This is a genomic window from Pantoea sp. S-LA4 (assembly GCF_054482835.1).
The window spans coordinates 1,088,489-1,104,329 of record NZ_JBTLRC010000002.1; the positions used below are offsets into that span (position 1 = coordinate 1,088,489).

Genomic DNA, 15,841 nt, shown 5'->3' on the forward strand with positions numbered 1-15,841 from the left:
CAGCATGTCGCTAAGACTATAGCGCAATCCGCTGCCGGAAACGCCAGTAGCGGCCCGCTTTTGAGATTAATTCGGCATGGCTTCCCTGTTCGACAATGACGCCATTATCCATCACGCAGATGCGGTCCATCTGCTCCAGTCCGCTTAGACGATGGGTCACCATAATCACCGTTTTGCCTGCCGTAAGCCGCTGCAGCAGAACAAGAATCTGCTGTTCCGTCGTGGCGTCCAGGCCTTCGGTAGGTTCATCCAGCAGCCAGAGATCGCCGTTATGCAGCACCGCCCGGGCAATCGCCAGACGTCGCAGTTCGCCGCCAGAAAGCGGACGACCGCCTTCGCCCATCCAGGCATTTAACGCCTCTGGCGTTTCCAGCAGGCGCTGCAGACCGGTATCGATCAGCGCCTGGCGTAATGTCTCATCATCGGCAGTGGGGCAGGCCAGCAGTAAGTTATCCCGCAGGCTCTGGCTGAACAGATGCACCCGTTGTGTCACTACGCTGATGCGCTGGCGCAGGGCTGATTCCGGCCAGGCGGCGATCGGCAGATCGTTGAGAATAATCGCGCCCTGCTGGCTCTCCCAGGCACGGGTCAGCAGCCCCAGCAAGGTCGATTTTCCACAGCCGGTAGGACCGAGCAGCGCAATGCGCTCGCCCGCATTAACCTGCAGCGAAAGCTGGTTCAGCACTTTATCCGGACGATCGGGATAGCTGAAATCGAGCTGGTCGATCTCTACTGCCAGGCTACCGGGGCGGGCGCTGCCGTGGGTCGGGAATGTGATCGCCGGTGCCTGATCGATAATGTCATTGACCCGCTGGGCCGAGGCCATTACCTGCGACATCGGCAGAAAGGCAGCGGCAACCGGGGCCAGCGCTTCAAACGCCGCCAGCGCGCAAAACACCACCAGCGCAATGAGTGAGCCGGGTAACTGCTGTTCGCTGATGCTGCCGGCACTCAGCCACAATAGCGAGGTCACTGTCAGGCCGCTGATCAGCAGCAGCAGGCTCTGCGCCGCCGCCTGTAAACGTAGCTGCTGGCCCTGCGCCCGAAGCCAGTGTTGTTCTTCTTCATCCAGCCGTTTACGCCACGCCGGCGAGGCGCCATACAGGGTAAGTTCCGCCTGACCAGCCAGCCAGTGCATCAGTTGTGAGCGCCAGCGGGCCCGGCCACCGGCAATCGCCACACCGGCAGGCGAGCCCAGGCGATAAAACAGGGGTGGCAGGATGATCAGCGTGGCGAGCATGATCGCGCCCAGCGTCAATGCCAGCTGGAGATCGATAAAACTCAGACCCACGGTGACCACTATCGTCACCACCAGCGCGCCCGCCAGCGGGGAAATAACCCGCAGATAAAGATGATCGAGCGTATCGACGTCGGCAACAAAACGGTTGAGCAGATCGGCCTGGCGAAAGCGCGATAGCTGTCCCGGTGACAACGCAATCAGGCGGCTGAAGGTATGCACCCGCAGATGCTGTAGCACCCGAAAAGTCGCGTCGTGGCTGACCAGTCGCTCAGCATAGCGGGCGGCGGTGCGGATGATGGCTGCGCCGCGCACCCCTGCGGCGGGCAGCATATAGTTGAACGTGTAGAGTCCGGCGACACCCGCCACGGATGAAGCGGCGAGGAACCAGCCGGAGAGCGTCAGCAAGCCGATGCTGGCCAGTAAAGTGAGGATCGCCAGCACAATTCCCAGCGCTAAGCGAAAAGGATGACGCAGCCAGAGGCGAAGAAACGGACGCAAAGCGGACATCAGTTAATCTCCTGTTGACGGTGCTTCAGCATTTCACTGAACGGACCCGGCTGCTGCGACAGCGTCGGCCAGTCACCTTGTTGTACCAGCTTGCCCGCCTCCATTACCCACAGTGTCTGCCAGTCGCGTAATGCATCCAGCTGATGCGTAATCATCAGGGTAGTCTGCTGAGTGGCAGCCTGATTCAGCGCCTGCATGACGTGACGTTCACTGAGCGCATCCAGACTGGCGGCAGGTTCATCGAGCAGCAGCAAATGAGAGGGTTTATAGAGCGCTCGCGCCACCGCAATACGCTGCGCCTGACCAACCGACAGCTGATTGCCGCCATCACCTGGTTGAGTTTCAATGCCCTGCGGCAGTCGCGACAGAAATTCGTTGACGCCGCAGGCCTCGAGCACGGCGCTAAAGCGTCCGGCATCCCATTCTGCATTCATCACTATATTGTCGCGCAGCGTAGCGGCCGGTAGCTGAGGATTTTGTCCGACCCAGCTGAGCTGCTGATGCCAGTCAGCCCGGCGCATCTCGCGCAATTCAACACCGTTCGCTTTCAGCGAACCCTGATAGGGCAGGAAGCCCAGCAGTACGTTCATCAGCGCGGTTTTACCGGCTCCGCTTTGGCCAACCAGCGCAACACGTTCACCTGCTGCCAGGCTAAAGGTCAGCGGGCCACACAGTATCTGGCCATCTGGTGCACAGACCTGCAGGTCGATGGCGGCGAGCGTAATCGGCCAATCGGCAGTAAACGCTGTTTCACCCTGTTCCGGGCCGCGGGTCGGGTTAGCCTGCATAAACTGTTCAAGTGCATCGGCACCGCCGACGGCCTGCGCTTTAGCATGGTAAAACGCCCCTAAATCACGCAGCGGCTGAAAAAATTCCGGCGCGAGGATCAGCACCAGAAAACCGGCAAACAGGGTGACGCCCTGACCGTAGTCGCCAAAGTGCAGTTCACCGAGGTAGGAGAAGCCAAAATAAACGGCCACCACGGCAATCGCTAACGAGGCGAAAAATTCCAGTACCGCTGAAGAGAGAAAGGCTAAACGCAGCACTTCCATGGTGCGCTGACGAAAATCGGTGGTGGCCGCCGCCACGGCCTGCTGCTCTGCCGCACCGCGGTGAAACAGCCGCAGCGTTTCGCGGCCGCGTAAACGGTCAAGAAAGTTACCGCTCAGGCGCGCCAGCACCAGAAAGTTGCGGCGGTTGGCTTCGGCTGCGCCCATCCCGACCAGGCCCATAAACAGCGGAATTAACGGCGCGGTAGCAAACAGAATCAGACCCGCTGCCCAGTTGAGAGGAAAGAGGGTTAACAGGATGCAGCAGGGGATCAGCACCGCCAGCGTCATTTGCGGCAGATAGCGGGCATAATAGTCCTGCATCTCTTCAATTTGCTCAAGCAGCAGGGTGGCCCAGCTGCCGGCAGGCTTGCCCTGAATCCAGGCCGGACCCAGCGCTGACAACCGGTCTAACACCTGCTTACGCAGCGCCTGACGAATCGCCTGACCGGCACGATAACCGACTCGCTCGCGGGCATAGTGGATCAGGGCGCGAAGGGCGAAGCAGAGCAGTAACAGCAGCATCTCGCCACTCAGCGCCGCGCGCGGTTGCTGTTCAATAATCAGCGCCTGCAGCAGCGCGGCCAGCAGTCCGGCCTGAGCAATGATCAGCAGTGCGCTGATTACGCCCAGCAGCGTGCTCAGTCGCAACCAGCGACCGGCGAAATGACGTTGCTGACGAAGCCAGCGGGTAAGATGCTGCTGCCGGGTTTTGTCCATGCTAAACCATGATTTGAGCCGATGAGCGATGAAAAATGACAGGGCATTTTCATCCCGTTCAGGCGCAAGAATCTAGCATGCGGGCCATAAAAAAGGCGACTGAAAAACAGTCGCCCGGAACATTTGAGATCAGAGGGTTAACAACTTACTTATCGTTTTTAACCAGTCCGTCAAGAAAACGTTCAGCATCTAACGCCGCCATACAGCCGGTACCCGCAGAGGTAATGGCCTGGCGATAGATATGATCCATCACGTCACCCGCGGCAAAGACGCCTGGAATGCTGGTCTGGGTCGCATTGCCGTGCAGGCCCGACTGGACTTTGATGTAACCATTTTCCAGTTCGAGCTGACCGTCGAAAATCGCGGTATTCGGACTGTGTCCGATCGCCACGAACAGACCTGCCACCTCCAGCGCTTCTGTTTCAGCGTCATTCTGGGTTGAGCGCAGGGTCAGACCGGTAACGCCCATCTGATCGCCCACCACTTCTTCCAGCGTGCGGTGGGTGTGCAACACGATATTGCCGTTGCGCACTTTTTCCATCAGACGATCAATCAGGATCTTTTCTGCCCGGAAACTGTCACGACGGTGAATCAGATGCACTTCAGCCGCGATATTTGCGAGATAAAGGGCCTCTTCAACCGCAGTGTTACCGCCACCAATGACCGCCACTTTCTGATTGCGGTAGAAGAAACCGTCACAGGTGGCACAGGCGGAAACGCCTTTACCTTTAAACGCCTCTTCTGACGGCAGGCCCAGGTAGCGGGCAGAGGCACCGGTTGCGATGATCAGCGCATCGGCAGTGTATTCGCCGCTGTCGCCAGTGAGACGGAACGGGCGATTCTGCAGGTCGACGGTGTGAATGTGGTCGAAAATAATTTCGGTATTAAATTTTTCGGCGTGCTCATGCATGCGCTCCATCAGCGATGGACCTGTCAGATCGTGCGGGTCGCCCGGCCAGTTCTCCACCTCAGTGGTGGTGGTCAGCTGTCCGCCTTTTTCCAGCCCGGTGATCAATACCGGATTCAGGTTGGCGCGTGCAGCATAAACGGCTGCGGTATAACCCGCTGGACCGGAGCCCAGAATGAGTAACTTACTGTGTTTGGCCGTACTCATGCGTTCCTCAGTTTCATTCGGCTGACATAGCCTGCGATTGTAGGGAATATCCGGCGGCAAAGACAAGGCTTCGGCAATTTTGTTAACGATAGCTGCAAACGGCGTAGTCGATGAGTCCCTTTTTCGCCTGCCGTCTGCGCCAAAAGGGGGCAAAAATCGGTTTTAGGGGGTGCAGCAGTTCAAAAATACTCATTTAAAAACAGATACCCAGCGGTCTGTCTGGCATCTTGTACTGAATTTGGACATTTTACTTTGACAATCGCCTGCGCTTTTGCGAAAACATTATCAGAAGCGAATAACATTAATCGGAACAAAACAGGGTTTCCTCTCTTGTTTTGCACGCAACACCGAATAAATGCAGCCTGATATTGGTAATGACGCATGATGTGGACAGACAACATGCGTCATACGGATAAGTGTGAAAGCGCGCAGGCTCGGTTAGTTCACTTCAGAAATGCCCCGAACAATGAGCGTTTTCAGGGCGTGGCAGGTAAAGGGAAGGAATTAAGAGAGACAATAATAATGGTAGACAATAAGAAACGCCCCGGGAAAGATCTCGACAGAATTGACAGAAATATTCTGAATGAACTTCAGAAAGATGGTCGCATTTCAAACGTGGAACTTTCCAAACGCGTAGGGTTATCGCCTACGCCATGTCTTGAGCGTGTGCGTCGTCTCGAGCGTCAGGGTTTCATCCTTGGCTATACCGCGCAGTTAAACCCGCACTATCTGGATGCATCACTGCTGGTGTTCGTTGAGATTACTCTGAATCGTGGTGCGCCGGATGTGTTTGAGCAATTTAACGCCGCCGTACAAAAACTTGAGGAAACTCAAGAGTGTCACCTCGTTTCTGGCGATTTCGACTACCTGCTGAAAACGCGCGTACCTGACATGTCTGCCTACCGTAAACTGCTGGGTGAAACCCTGCTGCGCCTGCCGGGCGTAAACGACACGCGGACTTACGTGGTGATGGAAGAGGTTAAACAGAGCAATCGACTGGTGATCAAAACTCGCTGATGCGGGGCAGGTGCAAAACCTGTGAGATTTCGGTACACTCCTGTGAATTCATACAGGACCAGCGTCGGGCCAGCCCGACGCTGTTGCTTCTTACTTTACAGGCACCTGGAGAGTTCTCTTGAGCCAGGAATACACAGAAGATAAAGACGTTTCGTTACAATCGCTGAGCAGTGGACGTCGTCTGCTGGAAGCGTTGCTCATCCTGGTGGCACTTTTTGCCATCTACCTGATGGTTTCTCTGGTCAGTTTTAACCCTTCCGACCCGAGCTGGTCGCAAACGGCCTGGCACGAACCCATTCATAACATTGGCGGCAGCGTTGGCGCCTGGCTGGCTGACACCTTACTGTTCATCTTTGGTGTGATGGCCTACGCCATACCGCCGGTGATCCTCGGTCTGTGCTGGATTGCTTTCCGCCAGCGCGATAATCAGGACTATTTTGACTATTTCGCCGTCGGCTTACGCCTGATCGGCGTACTGGCGCTGGTAGTGACCACCTGTGGTATGGCAGCGCTGAACGCGGATGATATCTGGTACTTCGCCTCAGGCGGCGTCATTGGTAGCCTGGTCAGTAATGCGATTGCGCCGTGGTTTAGCCCGGCGGGCGGCACGCTGACCCTGCTCTGCGTCTGGGCGGCGGGCATCACGCTCTATACCGGCTGGTCGTGGCTCACTATTGCCGAAAAAATTGGTGGGGTGGTGATGGGCGTGCTGACGTTTGCCAGCAACCGGTCCCGTCACGATGAACCCTGGCAGGAAGACGAGGATGAGCCGGATGCGCGTGAGCATGCTGACGCGCCGCTGCTGCATGCGGCAAATCCGGACGACGACGATGTTCTGCTTTCTGCACCGCGCAGTGCGGCTGCCGGGGCGGAACTCTCTCAGGATGATCCACTGCTGGCGAAAGCTGCTGCTGCGACCAGTGCCGCCGTCGCGGCCACCACGGAAGCGGCAGAGGTGGCGATCGCCCCGGCAGCCGTTTCTGCGCCTGTCGCACCAGCAACACCAGCCGTTGCGGTGCCTACCCCGGCAACCGCCGTACCTGTGTCGCAGCCTGCTTCATCCCCGGCCTTTACGGCACCGCAGACCCCTGCGCCAGCCGCCAGCCACGTTACTGAATCCGCGTTTACCGCAGCCAGTTCGCCAGCGCATAGCGCCCCAGCGGAGACGCCTACGTTATACCGCTTTGAAATGCCGGATGAAGCGCCTGCTACACCGTCGTTCAGCGCCTATGACGATGACGAGCCTAAGATGGGTAACTGGCGTGACACGCCATCGATGCCGGCCGCGCCGACTGCAGCGGTAGCTGCGGCAGCCGCAGCGGCTCAGGCAACGACGCGCACCGCGCCGGTGTTCGATCTGGCGCCGGAGACCAACCTCAATCCGCAGGTTAAGCAGGGCATCGGCCCGGCACTGCCGCGGCCAAATCCGGTCAAACTGCCGACCCGTCGTGAGCTGGCCTCGTATGGCATTAAGCTGCCGTCTCAGCGCATGGCGGAAGAGAAAGCGAAAACCGAAGAGAATGTTCCGACCACCGCGGTCGAAGCCGAAGCGGAAGCGGCATTGCAGCAGGATGAACTACGTCAGGCGTTCCAGTCTGAGCAGCAGCAGCGGTATGGCAGCAGCTGGCAGCAGGAGGACGAAGATGAGCAGGAGGCGCAACAGCAGGCGGCTCTGGCCCGTCAGTTCGCCGAACAGCAACAGCAGCGCTATGAGCCGGAAGTGAAAAAAGAGGGACCGATCTTTAATCTGGATACGGCGTCCGCGTTTGACTTCTCACCGATGAAGGACCTGGTCGATGACGGTCCGGTCGAGCCGCTGTTTACCATTGCGGCCACGCCTGAACCTGAAGCGCCTGCCACCTCACATGAGCCCTGGCAGCAGACGCGTGAGGTTTCATCGCCACAGGCTTCTGCACAGGTTCCGGCACCTTCCGCCTTTGCACCCGCTGCGGCGTCAGCTCCTGAGCAGCCCGCCTATACGGCGCCGGCCACCACGCCGTCGCCATACTCTGCTTCCTCTGCCACTGCACAGACGCCAGCGCCAGCCGCTTATACGGCACCTGCCGCTACGCAGCCGCCGCACTCTGCATCACCTGCGGCTTCACAGGCATCTGCCTATACGGCACCTGCAGCCGCGCCGGTCGAAGAGGCGAAGCCGTCACTGCATGAGAGCCTGATTCATCCGTTCCTGATGCGTCACGAACAGCCGCTGGAAAAACCTTCAACCCCGCTGCCTTCGCTGGATCTGCTGACCGCACCGCCAGAAGAGGAAGAGCCGGTTGATATGTTCTCGCTGGAGCAGACTGCCCGACTGGTTGAATCGCGGCTGGGTGATTACCGGGTGAAAGCCGAAGTGGTGGGCATCTCGCCTGGTCCGGTCATTACCCGATTCGAACTGGATCTGGCGCCGGGTGTTAAAGCCGCACGCATCTCCAACCTGTCGCGCGACTTAGCACGTTCGCTCTCTACCGTCGCAGTGCGTGTGGTCGAGGTGATCCCAGGCAAACCCTATGTGGGTCTGGAACTGCCGAATAAGCATCGTCAGACGGTCTATCTGCGTGAAGTGCTGGATTGTCCTAAGTTCCGTGACAATCCGTCACCGCTGGCGGTGGTGCTGGGCAAAGACATCGCGGGTCAGCCGGTCGTGGCCGACCTGGCGAAAATGCCACACCTGCTGGTAGCCGGTACCACCGGTTCCGGTAAGTCGGTGGGCGTTAACGCCATGATCATCAGCATGCTGTACAAAGCGACGCCGGAAGAAGTCCGCTTTATCATGATCGACCCGAAAATGCTGGAATTATCGGTGTATGAAGGGATTCCGCATCTGCTGACCGAAGTGGTCACTGACATGAAAGATGCCGCGAATGCGCTGCGCTGGAGTGTGGGTGAAATGGAGCGGCGCTATAAGCTGATGTCGGCGCTGGGCGTGCGTAACCTGGCCGGTTACAACGAAAAGGTTGAACAGGCTGAAGCGATGGGCCGTCCGATTCCCGATCCGTTCTGGAAGCCGGGTGACAGCATGGACATGACGCCACCCGTGCTGGAAAAACTGCCTTATATCGTAGTGATGGTGGATGAGTTCGCCGACCTGATGATGGCAGTAGGTAAAAAAGTTGAAGAACTGATTGCCCGACTGGCTCAGAAAGCCCGTGCCGCCGGTATTCACCTGGTGCTGGCAACCCAGCGTCCGTCAGTGGATGTCATTACCGGCCTGATTAAAGCCAACATCCCGACGCGTATTGCCTTTACCGTATCCAGCAAAATCGACTCCCGTACTATCCTCGACCAGGGGGGTGCAGAATCGCTGCTTGGCATGGGTGACATGCTGTATATGCCGCCTAACTCGTCGATGCCGGTGCGTGTTCACGGTGCCTTTGTCCGTGATCAGGAAGTGCATGCGGTGGTTCAGGACTGGAAAGCGCGTGGTCGTCCGCAATATATCGAAAGCATTACGGCGGGCGAAGAGAGCGAAGGCGGCGGTGGTATCGATAGCGATGAAGAGCTGGACCCGTTGTTTGATCAGGCGGTGGGCTTTGTTGTCGATAAACGTCGCGCCTCAATTTCAGGCGTTCAGCGTCAGTTCCGCATTGGCTATAATCGGGCTGCACGTATCATTGAGCAGATGGAAGCGCAGGGCATTGTTTCTGCACCAGGGCACAATGGTAACCGTGAAGTCCTGTCACCACCGCCACACGATATGTGACGGCTGACGATACGTTTTGCAACATTAATCAATGAGCCAGTTTCGACTGGCTCATTGTTTTCAGGCGCTTAAACCCCATATCTGACTATGCTTTCGGTTTATTCTCCTGTTCTGATCACGGAATAGCGACCAGGCTGAAGAGAGTGAGTCATGGGAACGTTTAAATAAGGAATTGAAGCAGATGAAATTACGCGTAATCGCTCTTGGCCTGTTGGCCACCTTTTCATCAGCCAGCGTACTGGCTGATGCGTCCAGTGATCTGCAACAGCGCCTGAACAAGGTCAGCAGCTTCCATGCCAGCTTCACGCAAAAAGTGACCGACAGCAGCGGGGCTAACGTGCAGGATGGTGAAGGTGAGCTGTGGGTGAAACGTCCCAGCCTGTTTAACTGGCATATGACCGCCCCGGACGAAAGCATCATCATCTCCGATGGCAAATCACTGTGGTTCTACAACCCGTTTGTTGAACAGGCGACGGTCAGCCTGCTGCAGAATGCCACCAGCAACACCCCTTTTATGTTGATTGCCCGTAATCAGTCCAATGACTGGAAGCAGTACAACATTAAACAGCAGGGCGACAATTTTGAACTGACCCCTAAAAACAGCGATGGCAACCTGAAACAGTTCACCATCCAGGTGACGCCAGGCGGCACCATCAACCGCTTCAGTGCTATTGAGCAGGATGGTCAGCGCAGCGATTACCAGCTGAAAAGTCAGCAGAATGGGGCGATCAGCCCGGATAAATTTACGTTCACTCCGCCAAAAGGCGTCACGGTGGACGATCAACGTCAGTGAGGTCGCAGTGAGTAACCTGTCCCTGGATTTTTCCACTGAAAATTTCAAACCTCTGGCCGCGCGTATGCGGCCAGAAACGTTGAAACAGTACATTGGTCAGCAACATCTGCTGGGTGCCGGAAAGCCGTTGCCGCGTGCCATTGAAGCAGGCCATCTGCACTCAATGATTCTGTGGGGACCGCCCGGGACCGGTAAGACTACGCTGGCTGAGATTATTGCTCATTATGGCAACGCCGACGTAGAGCGAATCTCTGCGGTGACCTCGGGCGTTAAAGAGATTCGTGAGGCTATTGAGCGTGCCCGTCAGAGCAAGCAGGTCGGGCGACGTACCATTCTGTTCGTGGATGAGGTTCACCGCTTCAATAAAAGCCAGCAGGATGCATTTTTACCGCACATTGAAGACGGCACCATCACTTTTATCGGTGCAACCACCGAAAATCCTTCGTTTGAACTTAACTCGGCACTGCTGTCGCGCGCCCGCGTCTATCTGTTGAAATCGCTGACCCACGACGATATTGAGCAGGTGCTGGATCAGGCGATGCAGGATAAAGCGCGTGGCTACGGCGACAGCGACATTGTGCTGCCCGATAATACTCGTCGCATGATCGCTGAGCTGGTGAATGGCGATGCGCGAAGGGCGCTCAATACGCTGGAGATGATGGCCGACATGGCCGAAAACAACGCATCGGGCCAGCGTGAACTGACGCCGCAGTTGCTGAATGAAGTCTCAGGTGAACGATCGGCGCGCTTTGATAATAAAGGCGACCGCTTTTACGATCTGATCTCGGCGCTGCACAAATCGGTGCGGGGTTCCGCGCCGGATGCGGCCCTTTACTGGTATGCGCGGATAATCACTGCCGGCGGCGATCCGCTCTATGTGGCGCGTCGGTTGCTGGCGATCGCTTCAGAAGATGTGGGTAATGCCGATCCGCGTGGAATGCAGGTGGCGATTGCGGCCTGGGACTGTTTCACCCGCGTCGGGCCCGCCGAAGGGGAGCGTGCCATTGCTCAGGCAATCGTCTATCTGGCCTGCGCGCCCAAAAGCAACGCAGTCTATACCGCCTTCAAAGCGGCGATGCGTGATGCGCGCGACCATCCCGATTATGATGTCCCGGAACATCTGCGTAACGCTCCAACGAAACTGATGAAAGAGATGGGGCTGGGAAAAGAGTATCGTTATGCGCACGATGAGGCTAACGCTTACGCGGCCGGAGAGGTCTACTTTCCGCCCGAAATGGCCAGTGCGCGCTATTACGTTCCGACGCAGCGTGGGCTCGAAGGTAAGATTGGCGAAAAGCTAAGCTGGCTGGCTGAGCAGGATCAAAATAGCCCGACAAAACGCTACCGCTGAAACAGACGTTACGGTAATGTGGTCAAGGTTTTCAACGCATTCCGCTGGAGTGCGTCCCTTCTTTCAACCAACTTTTAAATACACAGGATAAGCATGCTCGATCCCAATCTGCTGCGTAACGAGCCAGACGCAGTCGCAGAAAAACTGGCACGCCGGGGATTTAAACTGGATGTGGAAACGCTGCGTTCGCTTGAAGAGCGTCGTAAAGTCTTGCAGGTAGAAACAGAAAACCTGCAGGCGGAGCGTAATGCCCGATCCAAATCCATCGGCCAGGCCAAAGCACGTGGGGAAGACATCGAGCCACTGCGTCAGGAAGTGAATGCGCTGGGCGAACGCCTGGATGCCGCTAAAGCAGAACTGGATGAACTGCAGAATCAAATTCGTGACTTTGCGCTGGCGCTGCCCAATATTCCGGCAGATGAAGTGCCTCTGGGCAAAGATGACAGCGAAAACCAGGAAGTCAGCCGCTGGGGCGAACCGCGCCAGTTCGACTTCGAGGTAAAAGATCATGTAGAGCTGGGCGAAGCGGCTAAAGGGCTCGATTTTGCAGCCGCCGTGAAGCTGACCGGTTCCCGCTTTGTGGTGATGCAGGGTCAGATTGCGCGTCTGCACCGCGCGCTGAGTCAGTTCATGATTGACCTTCACACTGAGCAGCATGGCTACCTTGAAACCTACGTGCCGTACCTGGTAAACCATGAAACGCTGTACGGAACTGGTCAGTTGCCGAAGTTTGGCGAGGATCTGTTTCATACCCGTCCGCTGGAAGAGGAATCAGACAGCAGTCACTATGCCCTGATCCCGACCGCTGAAGTGCCGCTGACCAATCTGGTGCGCGACGAGATTCTTGAAGAAGAGAGCCTGCCGGTTAAGCTGACGGCGCATACTCCTTGCTTCCGTTCTGAAGCCGGTTCCTACGGTCGTGACACGCGGGGTCTGATCCGTATGCATCAGTTCGATAAAGTCGAAATGGTGCAAATTGTCACGCCGGAACAGTCGATGGATGCGCTGGAAGAGCTGGTCGGTCACGCTGAGAAAGTGCTGCAGCTGCTGAACCTGCCTTATCGTAAGGTTTTACTCTGTACCGGCGATATGGGCTTTGGATCGACCAAAACCTACGATCTCGAAGTCTGGTTACCGGCGCAGAACACCTATCGCGAAATCTCCTCATGTTCCAACATGGGCGACTTCCAGGCGCGTCGTATGCAGGCACGCTGCCGCAGCAAACAGGAGAAGAAACCTCGTCTGGTTCATACCCTGAATGGCTCAGGCCTGGCTGTCGGCCGTACGCTGGTGGCGGTGCTGGAAAACTATCAGCAGCAGGATGGCCGAATCGAGGTGCCTGAGGTTTTACGTCCGTACATGAACGGCGTTGAAATTATCGGCTAAGCCATCTCGTTTTAACTGACCCGGCTCTGGCCGGGTTTTTTATCTCCGCCGTTCCAGAATAGGATTAATTCGTTTTAGAACTTATCACAAATAAACGTTATCGATGGTCATTCGGTCGAATGGCTTAAAAATGCGATTTTTCATAGAGATAGCGTTTATTGTCCTGCCGCTTCGTCCTGCTGTAACCCACTGAAGATTAGTAAATTAAATTGTCACGCAGCAAAATGTGCTGCGCGAAATTTCCGGCCATTGACTTTAAAAAAGCCAATGGCAAACTGCGCGCAATTTCCTTCATTCGCTTTGGTTTTTTCCCCTATGTCAACCTGGTCACGCCCCGTGTTATTGCTGCTTTGCGGCCTGCTGTTAATGACCGTCTCTATTGCCGTGCTTAACACTCTGGTCCCGCTGTGGCTGACCCATGACTTACTGACAACCTGGCAGGTAGGTATTGTCAGCTCCTCCTATTACACCGGTAATCTGGCCGGGACGCTGCTGGCCGGCTGGTTAATCCGCCAGTATGGCTTCAACCGGAGCTATTACTTTGCGACCGCTCTGTTTGCCATAGCCACTATCTGCCTGGCAATGATGGATGGGTTCTGGGCGTGGAGCTCGCTGCGTTTTGTCGCCGGTGTGGGCTGTGCGCTGATGTGGGTGGTGGTGGAAAGCGCATTGCTGTGCAGCGGGACGGTACGCAACCGTGGCCAGCTGCTGGCGGCGTATATGATTGTCTATTATCTCGGTACCGTGGCAGGTCAGTTGCTGGTCAGCAAGCTGTCGACTGAACTGTTAAGTGTGATCCCCTGGGTAACCAGTCTGGTATTTTGTGCAGTGTTACCGCTGGTGTTTACCCGCGTGTCTGCCAGTGGCGATACAGCAGAAGCCGCGCCAGGTCGCATCTGGCCGATGCTGCGTCGTCGCAGTTCGCGCTTGGGCATCAATGGCTGCATTATTTCAGGAATCGTTCTGGGCTCGCTTTATGGTCTGATGCCGCTCTACCTGTCGCACCAGGGAATGAGCGATGCCAATGTTGGCTACTGGATGGCGCTACTGGTCAGCGCAGGTATTGTCGGGCAGTGGCCAATTGGCCGACTGGCAGATCGCTTTGGCCGGATGCTGGTATTACGGGTACAGGTGTTTGTGGTAATTCTGGGCGCGATGGCGATGCTGACCAGCGCCGCGATGGCACCGGCACTGTTTGTGCTGGGGCTGGCGGGCTTTACGCTCTATCCGGTTGCTATGTCGTGGGCCTGTGAAACCGTCGCACATCATGAACTGGTAGCGATGAATCAGGCGTTGTTGATGAGCTATACCGTTGGCAGTCTGGTAGGGCCAGCGATGACCTCAATGCTGATGCAGAATTATTCTGACCGACTGCTGTTTGTGATGATTGCTGCGGTGGCGCTGATCTATCTGGTAATGCTGCTGCGTAAGGCTGATCATCACGCCACGCCGGTGGCGCATGCCTGATTGCCGGAGCGTAAACTGATTGCCAGACAGTAGAGCTTAGTGCTCGTCCTTTAAGCGCCGAGTGATAACGCAGTCTGGTGCTGCTCAGGGACTGGCGGTCCTCGCGCCGCTGCGCCTTCACTTCATTCCTCTGCCTGACGGTCCGTCGGGGATGGCACATCCTGTGCCGCCCCGCCTTTCGCCCGCGTCCTGCGGACTCTGCTGGCCAATGTTCAGCGCTGCGGATTGCCTGCCCCTGAGCGGCCCCAGCCTGCTCTGAAACTTCAGTGCGTGTTGTTAAAAAGGGCACGAGCGTGAAGGCCTGAGCGCCTCTGCTGCTGAAAGGGCTATCCGCAGCGCTGAGGCGTGACGTTGGGCCAGAACGCCACGCCGGGAAGCGTGGAGAGTTCTGGGCCGGCCAGGGAGGGCCCCGAACGGTTCGTCGGCACGACGTCAAAGCCGAAGGAACCGCGCAGCGGCGCGAGGACGGCCCGGCAGCAGCAGAGATGCTCAGGCCCGCACTCCGGCACGCTGGCGCAGAAAAAAAGCTGCCACGTCTGAACGTGACAGCCTTTGCAAATTTAACCTTAACTGACGAGCATTAAGCCACGGGTTATTTCAGATATTTTTCGCTTAATCAGTACATGACTTCGTGGCCGTAACTGGCGAGGATGTTTTTAACCCGTTCCATTGTCTCTTTGCTGGGCGGCTTAACGCCATCCAGCTTGTACTCTTCACCCATCGCAATCCATTTGTGTTTGCCCAGTTCGTGATAGGGCAACAGCTCAATCTTCTCCACGTTTTCCATATCGCGGGTAAATTCACCCAGCCGATGCGCGGTATCGTCGTCGTCAGAATAGCCAGGCACCACAACAAAACGAATCCAGGTGCGCTTACCTTTTTTCTGCAGATAGCGAGCAAAGTCCAGTGTGCGATGATTCGAGACGCCGACCAGGATCTGGTGAACGTCATCATTCATCTGTTTGAGATCGAGCATTACTAAATCGGTTACGTCGAGCAACTCGTCAATCACCGGATCGTAGCGACGGACAAAACCGTTGGTATCAAGACAGGTATGAATGCCTTCGGCTTTACAGGCGCGAAACCAGTCGCGTACAAACTCCGCCTGCAAAATGGCCTCACCGCCCGATGCCGTCACGCCGCCGCCAGAGGCATTCATAAAATGACGATAAGAGAGCACATCCGCCATCAACGCCTCGACGCTGATCTCTTTACCCCCGTGGGTATCCCAGGTGTCGCGGTTGTGACAGTAGAGGCAGCGCATCAGGCAGCCCTGAAAGAAGGTGATAAAGCGGATGCCGGGACCATCGACGGTACCGCAGGATTCGAACGAGTGGATACGACCGTTGACTGACATTGCGATGTTTTCTCCAGTGAGTCTGCCGGGACAGACGGCGCAATCTCTGTTGCGCTCAGGGCAGGAAATCGATTCTGGTTGTGACCTCAACGGAGATCACCAACAGAGCAGACTTTGAATAAAAGGCTCCCTGCGGA

The 15,841-nt window shown here is 56.7% G+C and carries 10 protein-coding genes; 6 read left to right on the forward strand and 4 right to left on the reverse strand.

The features are described 5' to 3' along the window. Positions 1-16 precede the first annotated feature (16 nt). The 3 genes from cydC to trxB form a co-directional block, all read right to left on the reverse strand. Positions 17-1,747 (reverse strand): heme ABC transporter ATP-binding protein/permease CydC, encoded by a 1,731-nt coding sequence (gene cydC, locus ACX3P5_RS05990; protein WP_233984743.1) that lies wholly within the window; start codon positions 1,745-1,747, stop codon positions 17-19. Next, positions 1,747-3,516, reverse strand: coding sequence for a heme ABC transporter permease/ATP-binding protein CydD (gene cydD, locus ACX3P5_RS05995; RefSeq protein WP_458968410.1), 1,770 nt, complete (start codon positions 3,514-3,516; stop codon positions 1,747-1,749). The genes cydC and cydD overlap by 1 nt, the downstream gene beginning before the upstream one ends. A gap of 145 nt (positions 3,517-3,661) precedes the next feature. Beyond that, positions 3,662-4,630, reverse strand: a complete 969-nt coding sequence (trxB, locus tag ACX3P5_RS06000; protein ID WP_336754953.1) for a thioredoxin-disulfide reductase — start codon at positions 4,628-4,630, stop codon at positions 3,662-3,664. Positions 4,631-5,152: 522 nt separating this feature from the next. Between trxB and lrp the strand changes: the two genes are divergently transcribed. The 6 genes from lrp to ACX3P5_RS06030 all read left to right on the forward strand — a co-directional run bounded on the left by lrp (position 5,153) and on the right by ACX3P5_RS06030 (position 14,347). After that, positions 5,153-5,647, forward strand: a complete 495-nt coding sequence (gene lrp / locus ACX3P5_RS06005) for a leucine-responsive transcriptional regulator Lrp (RefSeq protein ID WP_006118610.1) — start codon at positions 5,153-5,155, stop codon at positions 5,645-5,647. Positions 5,648-5,765: 118 nt separating this feature from the next. Continuing rightward, a complete protein-coding gene (locus ACX3P5_RS06010; protein WP_458968411.1) occupies positions 5,766-9,350 on the forward strand; it encodes a DNA translocase FtsK 4TM domain-containing protein in 3,585 nt (1,194 codons plus the stop codon). A gap of 181 nt (positions 9,351-9,531) precedes the next feature. Continuing rightward, the gene (gene lolA, locus ACX3P5_RS06015; protein WP_031376650.1) at positions 9,532-10,143 is read left to right on the forward strand and encodes an outer membrane lipoprotein chaperone LolA; all 612 of its coding nucleotides are present in this window, start codon (positions 9,532-9,534) and stop codon (positions 10,141-10,143) included. A 7-nt stretch (positions 10,144-10,150) separates the two neighbouring features. Beyond that, the gene (locus ACX3P5_RS06020; protein ID WP_458968412.1) at positions 10,151-11,494 is read left to right on the forward strand and encodes a replication-associated recombination protein A; all 1,344 of its coding nucleotides are present in this window, start codon (positions 10,151-10,153) and stop codon (positions 11,492-11,494) included. A gap of 93 nt (positions 11,495-11,587) precedes the next feature. Further along, positions 11,588-12,880: a serine--tRNA ligase gene (serS, locus tag ACX3P5_RS06025; RefSeq protein ID WP_233984738.1), complete on the forward strand. Its 1,293-nt coding sequence runs from the start codon at positions 11,588-11,590 to the stop codon at positions 12,878-12,880. 315 nt (positions 12,881-13,195) lie between these two features. After that, positions 13,196-14,347 carry an MFS transporter gene (locus tag ACX3P5_RS06030; protein ID WP_233984737.1) on the forward strand — a complete coding sequence of 384 codons (1,152 nt, stop codon included), beginning with the start codon at positions 13,196-13,198 and terminating at the stop codon, positions 14,345-14,347. 616 nt (positions 14,348-14,963) lie between these two features. Here ACX3P5_RS06030 and pflA read toward each other — a convergent pair. Then, on the reverse strand, positions 14,964-15,704 hold the full coding sequence (pflA, locus tag ACX3P5_RS06035; RefSeq protein ID WP_010254935.1) for a pyruvate formate lyase 1-activating protein: 741 nt from the start codon (positions 15,702-15,704) through the stop codon (positions 14,964-14,966). Positions 15,705-15,841: the final 137 nt, after the last annotated feature.